This window comes from Rhodococcus sp. DMU2021, assembly GCF_019641445.1.
Taxonomy (GTDB): Bacteria; Actinomycetota; Actinomycetes; order Mycobacteriales; family Mycobacteriaceae; genus Rhodococcus; species Rhodococcus pyridinivorans.
This window is the reverse complement of the sequence record NZ_JAIFKB010000002.1, coordinates 35,507-50,909: the sequence shown is the minus strand read 5'-3', so window position 1 is coordinate 50,909 and position 15,403 is coordinate 35,507. Positions and strand designations below refer to the sequence as shown.

13 protein-coding genes and 1 pseudogene are annotated in these 15,403 nt (G+C 67.0%); 10 read left to right on the top strand and 4 right to left on the bottom strand.

Annotated elements, in window-relative coordinates; genetic code table 11:
* The first annotated feature begins 87 nt into the window (after window positions 1-87).
* Together K3M35_RS03610 and K3M35_RS03605 are read left to right on the top strand one after the other, a co-directional pair.
* The gene (locus tag K3M35_RS03610) at window positions 88-813 is read left to right on the top strand and encodes a hypothetical protein (protein ID WP_033097347.1); all 726 of its coding nucleotides are present in this window, start codon (window positions 88-90) and stop codon (window positions 811-813) included.
* Window positions 814-977: 164 nt separating this feature from the next.
* Window positions 978-1,961, top strand: coding sequence for a TauD/TfdA family dioxygenase (locus K3M35_RS03605; RefSeq protein WP_248689777.1), 984 nt, complete (start codon window positions 978-980; stop codon window positions 1,959-1,961).
* 72 nt (window positions 1,962-2,033) lie between these two features.
* On the opposite strand, the pseudogene K3M35_RS03600 reads toward K3M35_RS03605, so the two are convergent.
* Window positions 2,034-2,697: pseudogene (locus K3M35_RS03600) on the bottom strand (AMP-binding protein); the annotation flags it as partial.
* Window positions 2,698-2,961: 264 nt separating this feature from the next.
* On the opposite strand from K3M35_RS03600, the gene ctaD reads away from it, so the two are divergent.
* Complete coding sequence (ctaD, locus tag K3M35_RS03595; RefSeq protein WP_024103513.1) at window positions 2,962-4,710, top strand: cytochrome c oxidase subunit I; 1,749 nt, start codon at window positions 2,962-2,964, stop codon at window positions 4,708-4,710.
* 59 nt (window positions 4,711-4,769) lie between these two features.
* Window positions 4,770-6,341: an NAD(P)/FAD-dependent oxidoreductase gene (locus tag K3M35_RS03590; RefSeq protein ID WP_220665999.1), complete on the top strand. Its 1,572-nt coding sequence runs from the start codon at window positions 4,770-4,772 to the stop codon at window positions 6,339-6,341.
* Here the strand turns inward: K3M35_RS03590 and K3M35_RS03585 are convergent.
* Window positions 6,238-6,924 (bottom strand): TetR/AcrR family transcriptional regulator, encoded by a 687-nt coding sequence (locus K3M35_RS03585; RefSeq protein WP_220665998.1) that lies wholly within the window; start codon window positions 6,922-6,924, stop codon window positions 6,238-6,240. The two genes, K3M35_RS03590 and K3M35_RS03585, sit on opposite strands and share 104 nt — an antisense overlap.
* Window positions 6,925-7,098: 174 nt before the next feature.
* On the opposite strand from K3M35_RS03585, the gene K3M35_RS03580 reads away from it, so the two are divergent.
* Genes K3M35_RS03580 through K3M35_RS03555 form a run of 6 tightly spaced genes read left to right on the top strand, consistent with a single transcriptional unit; the run spans window position 7,099 to window position 13,867 of the window.
* Entirely contained in the window at window positions 7,099-7,947 is an 849-nt protein-coding gene (locus K3M35_RS03580) for an urea amidolyase associated protein UAAP1 (protein WP_220665997.1), read from the top strand.
* Entirely contained in the window at window positions 7,944-8,594 is a 651-nt protein-coding gene (locus K3M35_RS03575; RefSeq protein ID WP_019288136.1) for an urea amidolyase associated protein UAAP2, read from the top strand. The genes K3M35_RS03580 and K3M35_RS03575 overlap by 4 nt, the downstream gene beginning before the upstream one ends.
* 7 nt (window positions 8,595-8,601) lie before the next feature.
* Window positions 8,602-10,572, top strand: a complete 1,971-nt coding sequence (locus tag K3M35_RS03570) for a 5-oxoprolinase/urea amidolyase family protein (protein ID WP_220665996.1) — start codon at window positions 8,602-8,604, stop codon at window positions 10,570-10,572.
* Window positions 10,569-11,336: a hypothetical protein gene (locus K3M35_RS03565; protein ID WP_220665995.1), complete on the top strand. Its 768-nt coding sequence runs from the start codon at window positions 10,569-10,571 to the stop codon at window positions 11,334-11,336. Before K3M35_RS03570 ends, K3M35_RS03565 begins: the two co-directional genes overlap by 4 nt.
* On the top strand, window positions 11,333-12,364 hold the full coding sequence (locus K3M35_RS03560; RefSeq protein WP_006550408.1) for an isopenicillin N synthase family oxygenase: 1,032 nt from the start codon (window positions 11,333-11,335) through the stop codon (window positions 12,362-12,364). The genes K3M35_RS03565 and K3M35_RS03560 overlap by 4 nt, the downstream gene beginning before the upstream one ends.
* A 21-nt stretch (window positions 12,365-12,385) precedes the next feature.
* Window positions 12,386-13,867 carry a sodium:solute symporter family protein gene (locus K3M35_RS03555; RefSeq protein WP_006550409.1) on the top strand — a complete coding sequence of 494 codons (1,482 nt, stop codon included), beginning with the start codon at window positions 12,386-12,388 and terminating at the stop codon, window positions 13,865-13,867.
* Window positions 13,868-13,919: 52 nt separating this feature from the next.
* On the opposite strand, the gene K3M35_RS03550 is transcribed toward K3M35_RS03555, so the two are convergent.
* Window positions 13,920-14,816 carry a type IV toxin-antitoxin system AbiEi family antitoxin domain-containing protein gene (locus K3M35_RS03550; protein WP_220665994.1) on the bottom strand — a complete coding sequence of 299 codons (897 nt, stop codon included), beginning with the start codon at window positions 14,814-14,816 and terminating at the stop codon, window positions 13,920-13,922.
* Window positions 14,817-15,013: 197 nt separating this feature from the next.
* Window positions 15,014-15,136, bottom strand: coding sequence for a hypothetical protein (locus K3M35_RS26035; protein ID WP_255312760.1), 123 nt, complete (start codon window positions 15,134-15,136; stop codon window positions 15,014-15,016).
* Window positions 15,137-15,403 lie beyond the last annotated feature (267 nt).

The window sequence follows — 15,403 nt, the reverse complement described above, 5'->3', positions numbered from 1 at the left end:
GTCTCGATGAGACCGCGCAGGACGTGGGCACATCGCGCGTCGATCCCGATTCACTGCTCGATGTGCGCACCGAGAAGAGGAGTCGATATGGGGGACATCGTTCGACAGGGAGTCGCGGCCTTCGTGGCCGAGGTTCTGGCGCGAGGCGGCCGGGCCGAGCCGATCCCTGGACAGCGGGACGTCCGCGTACAGGGCGCGGACGGATCCGAACGTGTGGTGCGGGTGTGCTCGACGGCGAGCGATCCGTGGCTCGCGCGACGCCGCGACGGAGTTCCCGCCGCCGACGGTGCGGGCGTGTCGTACTGGGTGTTCGTCGATCTCGCACCCGAGCTACCGGAGTTCTATGTGGTGGACGCGGACGACATCGAAGGGGGAATCGAGGAGGAGGTCGCGCTCTGGCTCGCCGACCGCCCCGGCCGGACACCGACCGGCAGTCACCCGATTCAGCGCAGCAATGTCGTTCACGGTCAAGATCATTGGGATCTGCTCGGTCTCGACGCGGTCAAGGATCCCGACCACGACGCGGCGCCGGTGCCGGCAGCGGCCGTCCGCGTAGCACGTCCGGCCACACCGGCGGTCGCCGAACCCGACACCGACGACGGACGGCTCGCGGTGGTCGCCGACATCGGGGGATACCGCGTGCAGGGGCGCGTCGATCCGGTGTCCGGGACGCTCGAGATCAACCGGGGACCGATGGAGGGGCGTCGCTTCCCCGACGCCGCGGCAGCCGCACAGGCGCTCGTCACCTTCTTCGACGACCACGAGACCGTCCCCGACGGCGACACCTTCTGGCGGAGCGAGATCCTCGAGTGAGAACGCACTCCCGATAGCGGCTTCGGCTCGTTTCGATCTCCCGTAAGCGAGCTCGGCTCGTTTCGATCTCGCTGACCACAACCGTCGACTCTGCCGACGGATGGCGGTGAACTGAATCGGCGCAAGCGACAACGCCAGGTTCAGATCATCGAAGGAGAGATCGCATGACCATCACCGAACTCGATCGCGATACGACCACCGCCGAATCCGTCTACACCGCCGGGGGCATCGTCGTCATCAAGCTGGGGGAGCACATCGGTGCGCGGATCGACGGGGTGCGGTTGTCCGGCTCGTTGGCGTCCGAGACCGTCGAGGCCATCCGCTACGCACTCGCCGTGCACAAGGCGATCGTCTTCCGCGACCAGCATCACCTCGACGACGAGGAGCAGTGGGCCTTCGCCGGCCTGCTCGGCACGCAGACCCAGTCGCACCCCACGGTCCACTCGAAGGGTAAGCGGCTGTTGCCCATCGAGGGTGCTGCGAACAGCTGGCACACCGACGTCAGTTTCGTCGACCGCATTCCGAAGGCGTCGATCCTGCGGGCGGTGACCCTGCCGCCGTACGGCGGTGCGACGACGTGGGCCTCCACGACCGCGGCCTACGAGCAGTTGCCGGATGCGCTGAAGGCGCTCGTCGACAACCTGTGGGCCCTGCACACCAATCTCTACGACTACGCCGAGAAGCTCGACGCGGGCAGCTCCGATCCGGCGCTGACCGAGGAGCGACGCCGCTACCAGGACGAGTTCCGCCGCAACACCTACGAAACGATCCACCCGGTGGTGCGGGTCCATCCCGAGACGGGTGAGCGCACCCTGTTGCTCGGTCACTTCGTCAAGGAGTTCGTCGGTCTCGAGCCGTCGGAGACCGCCGCGCTGCTCCAGCTGCTGCAGAGTCGGATCACGAAGCTGGAGAACACGTTCCGCTGGTCGTGGGAGAGTGGCGACGTCGCGATCTGGGACAACCGCGCCACGCAGCACTACGGCATCGCCGACTTCGGCGACCACACCCGCCGCCTGCATCGCATCACCCTCGCCGGCGACATCCCCGTCGGCGTCGACGGCTCGCGCAGCAGGGTCGTGCAGGGCGACGCGAGCGAGTACTCGGTGGTCGAGGAGCCGGCGCGACTGCCCGGCTTCGACGGGCACTGACACAGCAGAGCGCGAAACGGTCATAGGAGCGCGAAACATCCCGCGCCGAAGACCGTTTCGCGCTCCTCAACGTCAGGCCACGACGTACTTCTCGTTCTCGCGGACCCATAGCACGCCGTCGCCCGCTGTGGGTCCTTCCTTCTCGAATTCCTCGGGTACGAGCGACGTCTCGTCGCGCAGCACGATCGCGGTCATGATAGGGGCGGCGGCGAGGTTCTCACCGTCCACGCGCATCCAGTCGGCCGTGCGACCGGCGAGGTAGATCCAGCCGTCCGCGTCCTTGTAGGCCACCCGGCGAGGATCGCGTTGGAGTGGAACAACGGCATCGACAGGTAGATTACGTCGTCGCTCGTGATCGAGAACTGCGGGACGAGCGTGCTGCCCGAGAACAACACCATCATGTGGGCGAGCATCACCGGCTTCGGATCGTCGCTCGTCCCCGAGGTGAAGATCAACATGAACGGATGGTCGGCCCGACCTCCCGGTACGGCTCGAGCGGACAGGCCCCGTCGACGAGCGCCCGCCACTCGGGGCTCGCGACGTCGAAGACGGTGACGTCGCCGAGATCCAGGCCGTCCAGCAGAGGGGCGTGCTCGGCATCGGTCAGCAGGATCTGGCAGTCCGCACGCAGGATGTCGCGTGCCAGACCCTCACCGCGTCGGGTGTTGTTGAGGCCGACGAGCGGGAAGCCCGCGAGCCCGGCCCCGGCGATCGCGTGGACCAAGGCCGCGGTGTTGTTCTCGAACAGGTCACGGAGTGCCTGCTGGACGGTCTCTGCCATGGCTACCTCGGATATATGGAGAAAACGTTCTCTTCGCCGTACACGAGTCGTTCGGGTCGCTCGTCGTCGCGTCACAATTCGGTCCGCGAACCCGGTGCGCGTGTGAGGTGGAACGCCTACTCTGAGTTCACCTGCAGCATCGCGGGTGGTGATCGCCGTGCGCCGTCGATCCCGTCCGCGCCGCACCGTTGCCGCCTCACGGCGGCTCGAGGAGGCCCGATGAACGCGGTTGTCGCTCCCGTCAAGCCCACGCGGCCGTATCCGCCGCGTTACCACTCCAAGGGCGCGGTCCTCTACGACCTGATCACCACAACGGACCCGAAGAAGCTCGGACTGATGTACATCTTCACATCGTTCTCGTTCTTCCTGTTCGGTGGTGTGCTCGCCCTGCTGATGCGCGCGGAGCTGGCGGTGCCCGGTCTGCAGTTCCTGTCGAACGAGCAGTACAACCAGCTGTTCACCAACCACGGCGGCATCATGCTGCTGATGTATGCGACGCCGATCGTCTTCGGTTTCGCGAACTACATCCTGCCGCTGCAGATCGGTGCCCCCGACGTCGCCTTCCCGCGCCTGAACGCCTTCAGCTACTGGCTCTTCCTCTTCGGCGCACTCACGGTCGCCTTCGGATTCATCACGCCCGGCGGCGCTGCCGATTTCGGCTGGACGTCCTACATGCCGCTCGCCGACGAGATCCATTCGCCGGGGATCGGCGGCAATCTGTGGTTCCTCGGCCTGATCGTCATGGGTCTCGGTACCATCCTCGGCGGCGTCAACATGATCACCACCGTGGTGTGCATGCGCGCGCCCGGCATGACCATGTTCCGAATGCCGATCTTCACCTGGAACATCTTCATCACGATGATCCTCGTGCTCCTCGTCTTCCCGCTGCTCGCCGCGGCCTTCATGGGTGCCTTCGTCGATCGGGTGATCGGCGGCAACATCTACGACCCCGCGACCGGCGGTGTGCTGCTCTTCCAGCACCTGTTCTGGTTCTTCGGTCACCCCGAGGTGTACGTCATCGCGCTGCCGTTCTTCGGCATCGTCTCGGAGATCTTCCCGGTCTTCTCCCGCAAGCCGATCTTCGGATACAGCGGCCTCGTGTACGCGACCATTGCCATCGCCGCGCTCTCCATCGCGGTGTGGGCGCACCACATGTACGCCACCGGCGCCGTGCTGCTGCCGTACTTCTCGTTCATGACCTTCCTGATCGCCGTCCCGACGGGCGTGAAGTTCTTCAACTGGATCGGCACGATGTGGAAGGGCCAGATCACCTTCGAGACGCCGATGCTGTTCGCGGTCGGCTTCATCGTGACCTTCCTCTTCGGTGGCCTGACCGGTGTCATCCTCGCGAGCCCGCCGCTGGACTTCCACCTGCACGACTCGTACTTCGTGGTCGCGCACTTCCACTACGTGCTCTTCGGCACCATCGTGTTCGCGACCTACGCCGGCATCTACTTCTGGTTCCCGAAGATGACCGGCAGGATGATGGACGAGCAGCTCGGCCGCTGGCACTTCTGGCTGACCTTCATCGGTTTCCACACCACCTTCCTGGTGCAGCACTGGCTCGGTAACGAGGGCATGCCGCGTCGTTACGCCGACTACCTGCCCTCCGACGGGTTCACCACCTTGAACACCATCTCGACGATCGGGGCCTTCGTCGTGGGCGCGTCGACGCTGCCGTTCCTGTGGAACGTCTTCAAGAGCTACCGCTACGGCCAGGTCGTCACCGTCGACGACCCGTGGGGTTACGGCAACTCGCTCGAATGGGCGACGACCTGCCCGCCGCCGCGGCACAACTTCTACGAGCTGCCGCGGATCCGCTCGGAGCGTCCCGCCTTCGAGCTGCACTATCCCGACATGGTCGAGCGGATGCGTGCCGAGGCGCACGTGGGTCCGGGTAGCGACAAGCACGAGGTGAACGTGCTCGAAGGTGCCGACCGCACGCCGGGCGACATCCCCCGGGAGTGATCGACCGCGATAGCTCCGCGCATCGAACGAACCCCGCCGAAGGACGGAGTCGAGCGAACATGACCGCAGTCGAACCCGGCGGGAGCGTGCCCGCCGAGGTGGATGTCCTGATCGTCGGTGCCGGTATCTCCGGCATCGGCACGGCCTACCACCTGAAGATGAAGAGACCGGGGACGAGCTTCGCGATCGTCGAGGCGCGTGACGCGCTCGGTGGCACGTGGGACCTGTTCCGATATCCCGGCGTGCGCTCCGACTCCGACCTCCACACCCTCGGGTACGAGTTCAAGCCGTGGCGGAAGAAGCATGCGTACGCCGGAGGCGGCGAGATCCTCGGCTATCTCCACGAGACGGTGGACGAACACGGACTCCGTCCCTACCTGCACCTCGGGCACCGCGTCGTCGGCGCGTCCTTCTCGTCCGATACCGGCAGGTGGACGGTCACGCTCCTGCGCACGAGCGACGACACCATGCTTACGGTGACCTGCTCGTTCTTCTTCTCCGCGACCGGCTACTACGACTACGACGAGGGGTACAGCCCGGAGTTCGAGGGCAGCGACGACTTCCGCGGCACGATCGTCCATCCCCAGCACTGGCCCGAGGCTCTCGACTGTGCGGGCAAACGCGTCGTCGTCATCGGCAGTGGCGCCACCGCGGTGACGCTCATTCCCGCCCTGGCCGGCGTCGCCGAGCACGTGACGATGCTGCAGCGCTCCCCGTCCTACGTCTTGGGGTGGCCGAAGGAGAACAAGGTCGCCAACGCGCTGCGACGTGCACTCCCGACAGCGGCGGCCGACCGTGCCGTCCGTTCCCTGAGCATCCGGATGCTGCACGAGATGTACCGGACGAGTCGCCGGGCGCCGAACCTTTTCCGCCGTCTCCTGCGCCTTCGGATGACGAGCGTGCTGCCCGACGACTATCCCGTCGACGTGCACTTCAACCCGTCCTACGACCCGTGGGATCAGCGCCTGTGCGTCGCGACCGACGGTGACCTCTTCCACGCCATCGCCACCGGCGAGGCGTCGGTGGTCACCGATCGGATCGCCCGGTTCACGCCCACGGGGATCGCCCTCGAATCGGGGCGCGAGATCGAGGCCGACGTCATCGTCACCGCGACCGGCCTGAAACTGGTGCCGTTCGGGAGGATCGAAGTCGGCGTCGACGGCGTCCCGGTCGACTGGCACGAATGCGTCACCTACAAGGCGACGATGCTCACCGGCGTGCCGAACTTCGCCTTCGCGTTCGGCTACACCAACTCGTCGTGGACCCTCAAGGTCGACCTCACCGGCCATCATCTGTGCCGGTTGCTCGACCACATGGAGGACCAGGGCTACGACGTCGTCACCCCGATCTGCGACGATCCGGCCGTCGGCGGAGGGCCGTTCTGGGACCTCACGTCGAACTATCTCCGGCGCTCGGCCGACGTGTTCCCCACATCCGGGGAAGGCGGCCCGTGGTCGATGGAGCAGAACTACTATCTCGACCGCAGACGGCTGCGCCGCGAACCGGTCGACGATCCCGCTCTGCGTTTCACGCGGGTGGCCGAGCCGGCGGGTTCATCGAGCCCAGCAGGTAGCCGGGAACCCCCACCACGAGTGCCCGGGCCGCGCTCGTCACTGCCGCAAGGTCGCTGACACCGAGCACCGTCAGCGATGCCGTCGCCAGCGCTTCGGGGAGCCCGGCGTCGACGTCGCCGTCGTCGGCTCGCATGCCGATGACCGATTCGACGACCCGGAACGGCAGATGGGTGCGAGGATCGCCGTCGCCCACGATCTGCGCCGCCAGGGTCCGGTAGCGCTCCATCAGGTGCCGACGTTCCTCCCGGAACCGATCGAACGGTTCGGTGCGAACCTCCGGAAGGTGGTAGAGCGCACCGAGATTCCATCTTCCCGCGGACAGTTGGGCGGTGTCGAACCAGGCGAGCGCACACAGGCGCACCTCGGGCGGCAGCGCGGGGTCGAGATTGTCGTCGAAGTCGAGGGTCGGTTCGACGGTGTCCTCGAGCAACGCGACGAGGATGTCGTTCTTCGTCGCGAAGTGGTTGTACAGCGATGCCTGCCGGATCCCCACGGCCTCGGCGATCGTGCGTGTCGATGTGGGGGAGAACCCGCGGGTGGTGAACAGCTCCGCGGCGGCGTCGAGGATCTCGGCACGCGCGGTCGGCCCGGGCCGTCGCGGGGCGCGGAGGCGGGGGCGTCCTGGTCCTGCATGGGTCACGCCTCCACTGTGACACGACGAAAGGTGCTGCAGCGCCACCGTCTTCGTGCGTGAAGTTTTCGTCACACGTACGAAACACGCGTCACGGACTCGTTACGCCATGGACATTCCCCGAAGATGCGCGATGGGAAAACTGTCGATCGACAGTTTCCCCGGACCGCCGATCGGATCACCATGACCGAGACCCTCGCGACCGCCACCACGCACGCTGCTCGTGCCCATGCCCGAGCGCAGGCAGGAACCGTCACCGACGCCATGCCGATCGTCCCGGCATCGTCGTGGCCGGCTCCGCCCAGCGGTCGCGCAGCGTCGATGACCTGGGCCGAGACCGTCCCCGGTGGCCGCTACACCAGCAAGGTCCTCGCCCGCGGCACCCGCCTGCGCCTGCGGGACGTCCACGGCACCGCCTGCGCCAACATCCTCCTGTTCCGCGCCGACGCCCCGCACGAACGGCTCAACGTCGCCGACACGGTGAAGGTGCCGTGGCAGGCCTATCTCGGTGTCGGGCACCCACTGCTCTCCGATCAGGGCCGCGTCCTCGCCGCGATCGTCGCCGACACCTCCGGACGCCACGACGCGCTGTGCGGCACCACCCACGTCGCGGGGAACACTGCGAAATACGGTGAGGGATCGCTCCATTCGAGCTCTCCTGCGGGTCGCGAACTGTTCACCGTCGCCGCCGCCAAGCACGACCTGCAACCGCGCGACCTGCCGCCCTCACTGTCCTTCTTCCACGGTGTCCGCGTCGAGGAGGACGGCAGCCTCGTCAGCACCGGCAACGCCGGTCCCGGTGCCGCCGTCGACCTGCTGATCCACCTGCCGGTGATCGCCCTGATCGCCAACACCGCACACCCGCTCGATCCGAATCCCGAGTTCACCACCGGCAGCCTCGAAGTCCTCGCCTGGCGGGCACCCGGCGAACTGAACTCGCTGCCGAACACCGACCCCGAGTGCCAGCGCGCCGTGCTCAACACCGACGACGCTTGGGCCGCCGCCACGTCCGAAACGGAGATCCACCGATGACCATCACCGCCGACACCGCAGACCTCGCCCTCGTTCCCGGTCGCGTCGTCCTCGACGAGATCGTCGGACTCCGCGGCCCGTGGTCGGCCGTCGTCGCCGCCGGCGACGTACTCACCATCGTCGACCTGCACGGCAACCAGGCGGTCGACACCCTCGTCTACGACGCCGCCGACCACACCCGCCGCTACAGTGCCGCTGCCACCGTGGCCGCCCAGCAGAACCTCTTCCTCTCCACCGGTTCGGTGTTGCGCGACGCCGACGGTGAGCCGCTGATGACGCTCGTCGCCGACGAGGTGGGCAACCACGACACCGTCGGCGGTGCCTGCTCGCAGGAGTCCAACACCCTCCGCTACGGGCACCACACCAAGCACCAGCACGCCTGCGTCGAGAACTTCCTCATCGAAGGCGCCAAGTGGGGACTGGGCAAGCGCGACCTCGTCTCCAACATCAACTTCTTCATGAACGTGCCGGTCGAGGCCGACGGCACCCTCGGCATCGTCGACGGCCTGTCCGCACCCGGCAAGCGACTCGCAATCCGCGCCGAGCGCGACGTGCTCGTCCTCGTCTCCAACTGCCCTCAGATCAACAACCCGTGCAACGGCTTCGACCCCACGCCGGTCCGCATGATCGTCACCCGCGGGGAATGAGGTAGTCATGACCACGAAGATCACCGTCGAACGTCCCGGAATGCTCACGACCGTCCAGGACTATCCCGGACGCACCGGTTACTGGCAGATCGGTGTGCCACCCTCGGGCCCGATGGACGACCTGTCGTTCCGCCTCGGCAACGTCGCGCTCGGCAACGACGAGGGCACCCCCGGTCTCGAGACCGCCATGGCCGGCCCCGCCCTGCGGTTCACGGAGGAAACCGAGGTGTGCGTGACGGGTGCGCCCGTCACCGTGCGCGTCGACGGGGCCGCCGTCCCGCAGTGGCGCCCGGTCACCGTCCCGGCGGGCGGCCTGCTCGACGTCGGAGCTGTCTCCGGGCCGGGGTTGCGCGTCTACGTCCTCGTTCGCGGTGGTCTCGACGTTCCCGAATTCCTGGGCAGCGCAGCGACCTTCACGCTCGGAACGTTCGGCGGTCACGAGGGGCGCACACTGCGCGAGGGTGACGTCCTCGTCGTCGGGGAGAACGCTCCCGGCGCGAGCGCCCCGGTCCCGTCCGAGCACGTGCCCGCACTGAGCACGCGCTGGGAGATCGCGGTCACCGAAGGTCCGCACGGCGCACCGGAATTCTTCACCCGTGCCGACATCGATGCCCTCTACGCCACCGACTACGAGGTGCACTTCAACTCCGACCGCACCGGCGTGCGGCTCATCGGCCCCAAGCCCGAATGGGCGCGCACCGACGGTGGCGAGGCGGGCCTGCACCCGTCGAACATCCACGACAACGCCTACTCCGTCGGCGCACTCGACTTCACCGGCGACACCCCGATCCTGCTCGGCCCCGACGGTCCCAGCCTCGGCGGGTTCGTGTGCCCGGTGACCGTCGTGGCCGCCGACCGTTGGAAGCTCGGCCAGCTCGCTCCCGGCAACACGGTCCGGTTCGTGCCCGTGAAGTCGCAGCACACCGCGTCCCGCCGCGAACTCGGCGTCGCGCGTCGCGCCGGACTGTCGCTGGTCACCTCGGCCGGTGGCGACGGTGACGACGGAGTGCTCACCCGCCGTGACGGCCACACCGCCGTCACCTACCGCCGTAGCGGCGACGACAACGTCCTCGTCGAGTACGGCGACATGACCCTCGACCTGGCGCTGCGGGCCCGCGTGCACGCGCTGCACCAGCGCCTCGAGGCCGACCGTCCTGCGGGTCTGCTCGAACTCACCCCGGGAATCCGGTCGCTGCAGGTCAAGGTCGACCCCGACGTCCTGCCCGTGCCGACCCTGCTCGGCCTGCTCGGCGAGGTCGAGGACACCATCGGCGACAGCGACGAACTCGAAGTCCCCAGCCGGCAGGTACGACTCCCGCTGTCCTGGGACGACCCGGCGACCCGCGAGGCCATCCAGCGCTACATGCACGGCGTGCGCTCCGACGCCCCATGGTGCCCGTGGAACATCGAGTTCATCCGCCGCATGAACGGCCTCGACACCGTCGCCGACGTCTTCGACACGGTCTTCGCCGCCGACTACATGGTTCTCGGCCTCGGCGACGTCTACCTCGGCGCCCCGGTCGCGACGCCGCTCGACCCGCGGCACCGTCTCGTCACCACCAAGTACAACCCCGCGCGCACCTGGACCCCCGAGAACGCCGTGGGCATCGGCGGCGCCTACCTGTGCATCTACGGCATGGAAGGCCCCGGCGGCTACCAGTTCGTCGGCCGCACCACCCAGGTGTGGAACCACCGGCACCCGCAGCCGGCCGGCCCGTTCGAGGACGGCACCCCGTGGCTGCTGCGCTTCTTCGACCGCATCTCGTGGTACCCCGTCGACCCCGACGAACTGCTCGATCTGCGAGCGGATCTCGCTGCGGGTCGCGGTGGGGGAGTGGAGATCACCGACGGCACATTCTCCCTGACCGAGCACCGGAAGTTCCTCGCGGACAACACTGCTTCGATCAGCGGCTTCCAGGCGACGCAGTCCGTCGCCTTCGGCCAGGAACGCGCGCGGTGGAAGGCGGACGGCGTATGACGGCCGCCGAACGGATCCGTCCGGTGGGAACCCGGTTCGAGCGAACACTGTTGGCTCGGCCGGGAGCAATCCCGGACACCACCACCCGCGTCACGTGGCTGCAGGGTGAGCGGTTGTACTGCGACCTGCGACGACCGGCGACACTGCCGACGGTGACGGCCTCTACTCTCGCCGAGATGGAGATCGACGACCTCGTCGCTCTCGCGAGCCAGGACGGATTCGCCGGCCGACTGCTCGACAGCAGCAACCATGTCGAATGGGAACGGGCCGTGTCGTTCCATCCGCTCGGACCGACACCCGACGCCGGCACCCTGGAGACCCTCGACACCGACACCCTCGTCGAACACGGTGTGTTCGAGGAGTACACCGAGCACTGGCGCATCACGGATGTCTCGCCCGACATCGAGGAGTACCTACTCGAGGACGTCGAGACCGGAGCGACCGCAGTGCTCGTGCGGGTCGGAGAGTGCTTCACATTCGGGCGGAGTCGCGATCACGCGCTCGGATCCGAACCCCTCGTCGAACAGATCCTCGGCGCAGCGACGGTGTCGGATGCCCGAGCGTTGCTGGACTGCGAGATCGCGGTGGGTCGCATCGAAGACAGCCGGTGGACCATCTCCGCATCGACCCTCCCGTACCGAAGCGGGCGCAATCTCCACCCCGTCTTCGGTCACGAGATCCGCACCCGAGACACAACATTCGACGGAACGTCCATCACCCGTCGGTGGCGTTCCGTCCACCCGACCCCGAGGAGTGACACATGACGTTCACGAGTATTCCCATCGTCGATGTGCATGCGCTGGTGTCCGGCGACGAAACCGGACGCGACGCCGTCGTCGCCGAACTCGGGCGCGCCGCGCGAGAAGTCGGCTTCGCGCAGATCGTCGGACACGGAGTCGACCCCATCCTCGTCGGCGGATTGAAGGACGCGGCCGAACGCTTCTTCGCTCTTCCCGACGACGCGAAAATGGATGTGTACATCGGCAATTCCACCAACCACCGCGGCTACGTGCCGCCCGGTGAGGAAGTGTTCGCCGGAGCCACACCGGACCACAAGGAAGCATTCGACCTGTCGATCGACCTTCCGTCCGATCATCCCGAATATCTCGCCGGCAACCCGCTGCTCGGCCCGAACCAGTGGCCCGACCTGCCGGACTTCGACGAGCCCGTGAATGCGTACTACGAATCCGTCTTCGCTCTGGGACGTGTGTTGTTGCGTGCCTTTGCCGAAGCACTCGGCGAGGCGGCGGATCGGTTCGACCGCTATGTGACCACGCCGCCTGCTCAGCTTCGAATGATCCACTATCCCTACGATCCCGACGCCTCGGACCGTCCCGGCATCGGTGCCCACACCGACTACGAGGTGTTCACTCTTCTGCTCCCCACGGCACCGGGACTCGAGGTCCTCAACGCCGACGGCGACTGGATCGACGTGCCCTACCGCGAGGATGCCTTCGTCCTGAATATCGGTGACCTGCTGGAGATCTGGACCAACGGAGTATTTACAGCGACGTCACATCGGGTGCGTAAGGTTGCCGAGGAACGTTACTCGTTCCCCTTGTTCTTCAACGTCGATCACGACACCCGGGTCGACCCGCTGGAGAGGTTCGTCGACGCCGACGGACCGCGCTACGGCGGAGTCACTGCCGGCGAGCACCTGTTCGCCCAGACGGCCCAGAGCTTCACCTATCTCCGCAAGCGGCTCGCCGCGGGCGAGATCACCCTTCCCGACAATGCACGCCCCCTCTACTCGCTCGGACGCGAAGCCCAACGCAGCGCTCCTGCCGTCTGACCCTCTCCATACGGAGCAGCCATGATCATCACCGGTGTCGCCGTGTGCCTCGTCGTTCTCCTCGGGGCCGGCTTCTACTCCACCCGCAAGGTCCGCGGACAGGCCGGGAACTTTCTTCTCGCAGGTCGCTCGCTCGGTGCCCCTGTCCTTGCCGTCCTGCTCATGTCGCAGGTCATCGATTCCAACGCGACCCTCGGTTCCGCCGACCTCGCGGCCGGATTCGGATTCTGGGCGGGTGCGGCGATGCCGCTGGGTGTCGCATCGAGCGTGCTGCTCGTCGGACTGTTCTTCGCGAAGCGCCTACGCGCGACGGGCGTCGTGACCCTGCCCGAGTTCTTCGCCCGCCGCTTCGGCCGCGGCACCGAGATCACCGCGTCCGTGCTCACGGTCGGCAGCTTCGGCATCCTCCTCGCCGGCAACCTCGTCGCCCTGGGCTACCTGCTCCAGTACTTCCTCGGCCTGAACTACACGGCGGCGGTGCTGGTGATCATCCCGTTCGTGCTCGCCTACACGGTGGCCGGCGGCATGTTCGCCAGCGTCTACACCGGCATGGTCCAGTTCGCGATCATGGCCGTCGGCATCGTCTCGCTCCTCGTGTGGACGGCCTTCGGACCCGGCTTCACCCACGGGGACGGCCTCGGCATCGGCGATCTCGGACAGCTCACCGATCCGGCGCAGGGGGCCGCGGTCAACTGGGCCACCATCGTCGCTCTCGGTCTCGGCAACCTCGTCGCGATCGACCTGATGCAGCGCGTGTTCTCCGCCAAGTCCCCGATCGCTGCGCAGCGCGCCTGCTTCTCTGCGGCGACCGGCATTCTCGTCCTGTGTGTGCCGCTGTCCTTCGTGGCCCTTGCTGCCGTGTCGATCGTCGGTGACAGCGCAGCCGACGCCCCGATCCTCTACGTTCTGCTGGGCGAGTACACGCCGCAGTGGTTGTCGATCCTTGTGCTCTCCGGTCTGGTGACGGCTTCGCTGACCACGATCAGTGGTGTGCTGCTGTCCACCGCGACGGTTCTGGTGCGCAACGTCTTCCGCGTAGGCGGCGAGAACGCCGCGATGTCGTCGGACGTCATGAAGGCCACCCGCCTGCTCATGCTGCCGATGGCTGCCTTCGGTGCCCTCGTCGCGCTGCGGGTCCCGCAGACCGGCATCCTGCTCACCCTCACCTTCGACCTGCTGCTCGCCTCGCTGGTAGTGCCGTTCATCCTCGGACTGTTCTGGTCGCGCGGTGACGGTCGCGCTGTGGCTGCCGCAGCGATCGCCGGTATCACGGTGCGCGCCGGCTTCTTCGTCCTCACCCCGACGATCTACGGCGTCGACAACACCCTGCTGTACATCCCGAACTCTCTGGTCACCTCGAGCGTCGACGGCTGGACGACCTTCATCGGCTTCCTCGTCTCGCTGGTCGCGTACGTGACCGTGGCGCTGGTGCGCAGCCCGGTCCCCGCGATCACGGCTCCGGAGCCCGTCGTCGTCCCCGTGAAGCAGCCGGCCGCGGTGTAGTTCGCGCGCCGAACCGGGGTTCGCTACCGCAACACGCGGGGCGAACCCCGGTTCACCGCGTCAGCTTCGCAGCACGACGCGCAGCTTGCCGCAGTCTCTCCGCCACGACGTCGAACCGCTCGAGTTCCGCCCAGGTCCAGCGCACCACCTCGTAGCCAGCGTCGCGGATCGCGTCCTGCCGGAGCTTCTCGTCGAACACGTCGCGCGGAGCGGAATACTTGATCCGTCCGTCGAACTCTCCGACGATGCCGTTCTCCCAGAAGAAGTCGACGCGATAGCGTCGACCGTTTCCACCCACGATCTCGTACTGGAGGATCGGCCGCGGGAGGCCCGCCTCCGCAATACGTAGACGCGACAGCGACTCTCCTGCACTCTCGCTCCGACCGTCCAGGAACGGAACGACGGCGCGGGCCTTCGCGAGACCGTGCCTGTGTCCGGATCCGGCGAGCACCCGGAGCAAGTCCGCCGCGGCGTCCGGATACAGTCGCAGAGCCGAGTCACCCACGACGACGGCCTGATCTCTCGGCAACGTCCGGGCGAGGTCGACGACCGTCCGGGCGACCGATGTCACCGGCAGGCCGTCGAGGAGAACGACGTCGTCACCGACTTCGGTCGGGTGCACATGGATCTGCGACGTCATCCGCCCGTGCCGGTGCGGTGGCCTGGAGACGTGTACGTGTTCGAGCGAGGCCTTCCACAGATCCAGCCCATGAAGGGACGCCGCAGAGACGTGGCTCAGGACCGTTCCTGCGGAGAGTTGCCGACCGAGATGCCGTGCCCGGGCCCGGTGCACCCCGACCTCGCCGAGCGCCTCGACGTCCGATCGGTGCAAGAACATACCGCGTCCGAGGCGGACGAGGTCTCCGGCCCTGGTTGCTCTGCGGATGTCGTTGTCGGACATGCCGGATTCCGTCAGTGTCGCGGTCGTGAGTATAGGTGGATCGCCCATGAGTCGATCGTCGCAGCCCGTGCGGGTGCCGAAGCGCCGCAGAAAGGCCGCAGGCGCATTCTGTGGATGAATACTTCCGCTGTGGAGAACCCGTGCCCTACAGCAGTTCGCCCGCCGAACCGTACTTCGCCCGTGCTATAGGCGGGGTGAAGTGCGGTTCGGCGGGCGAGGTTCTGCCGAGTATCCGTGTTCGCTCACTATGCGCGGATCGATGAAGCCACCCCGACCGACGTCTCCCAGAACCGCGCATAGCGGCCGCTGCGACGCACCAGCTCTTCGTGGATTCCCTGCTCGACGATCTGCTCGGATGGCACCCTCACCGCCGGTACCCCTCACACCCTGCCGATGTACCCGAGCGACGAGATCGACACCGTGCTGCGGGATGCGCTGGGTACCGGTGCTCCTGTCGATCAGAATTATGATCCAGATCACCGATGAAGGTCGGATTGTTCGTTTCCGCAGGTCACCACGTAGTAACGGACTGTTCGCCGCAGGTTCGGGGTCTCTATGTGAGCCGGAAGTCGTGGAGCCGTAGAAATACACTCGCTACCGTTGAAAGCGATGAAGTGCCCCGAAACGGGCGAATG

What these genes read in the sequence shown, in the direction of transcription:
- K3M35_RS03590 (WP_220665999.1), top strand. Translation starts at nt 4,770, where the DNA reads ATGACCGCAGTCGAACCCGGCGGGAGCGTGCCCGCCGAGGTGGATGTC.
- K3M35_RS03605 (WP_248689777.1), top strand. Translation starts at nt 978, where the DNA reads ATGACCATCACCGAACTCGATCGCGATACGACCACCGCCGAATCCGTC.
- K3M35_RS03560 (WP_006550408.1), top strand. Translation starts at nt 11,333, where the DNA reads ATGACGTTCACGAGTATTCCCATCGTCGATGTGCATGCGCTGGTGTCC.
- K3M35_RS03550 (WP_220665994.1), bottom strand. Translation starts at nt 14,816, where the DNA reads ATGGGCGATCCACCTATACTCACGACCGCGACACTGACGGAATCCGGC.
- K3M35_RS03575 (WP_019288136.1), top strand. Translation starts at nt 7,944, where the DNA reads ATGACCATCACCGCCGACACCGCAGACCTCGCCCTCGTTCCCGGTCGC.
- K3M35_RS03610 (WP_033097347.1), top strand. Translation starts at nt 88, where the DNA reads ATGGGGGACATCGTTCGACAGGGAGTCGCGGCCTTCGTGGCCGAGGTT.
- K3M35_RS03570 (WP_220665996.1), top strand. Translation starts at nt 8,602, where the DNA reads ATGACCACGAAGATCACCGTCGAACGTCCCGGAATGCTCACGACCGTC.
- ctaD (WP_024103513.1), top strand. Translation starts at nt 2,962, where the DNA reads ATGAACGCGGTTGTCGCTCCCGTCAAGCCCACGCGGCCGTATCCGCCG.
- K3M35_RS03565 (WP_220665995.1), top strand. Translation starts at nt 10,569, where the DNA reads ATGACGGCCGCCGAACGGATCCGTCCGGTGGGAACCCGGTTCGAGCGA.
- K3M35_RS03580 (WP_220665997.1), top strand. Translation starts at nt 7,099, where the DNA reads ATGACCGAGACCCTCGCGACCGCCACCACGCACGCTGCTCGTGCCCAT.
- K3M35_RS03555 (WP_006550409.1), top strand. Translation starts at nt 12,386, where the DNA reads ATGATCATCACCGGTGTCGCCGTGTGCCTCGTCGTTCTCCTCGGGGCC.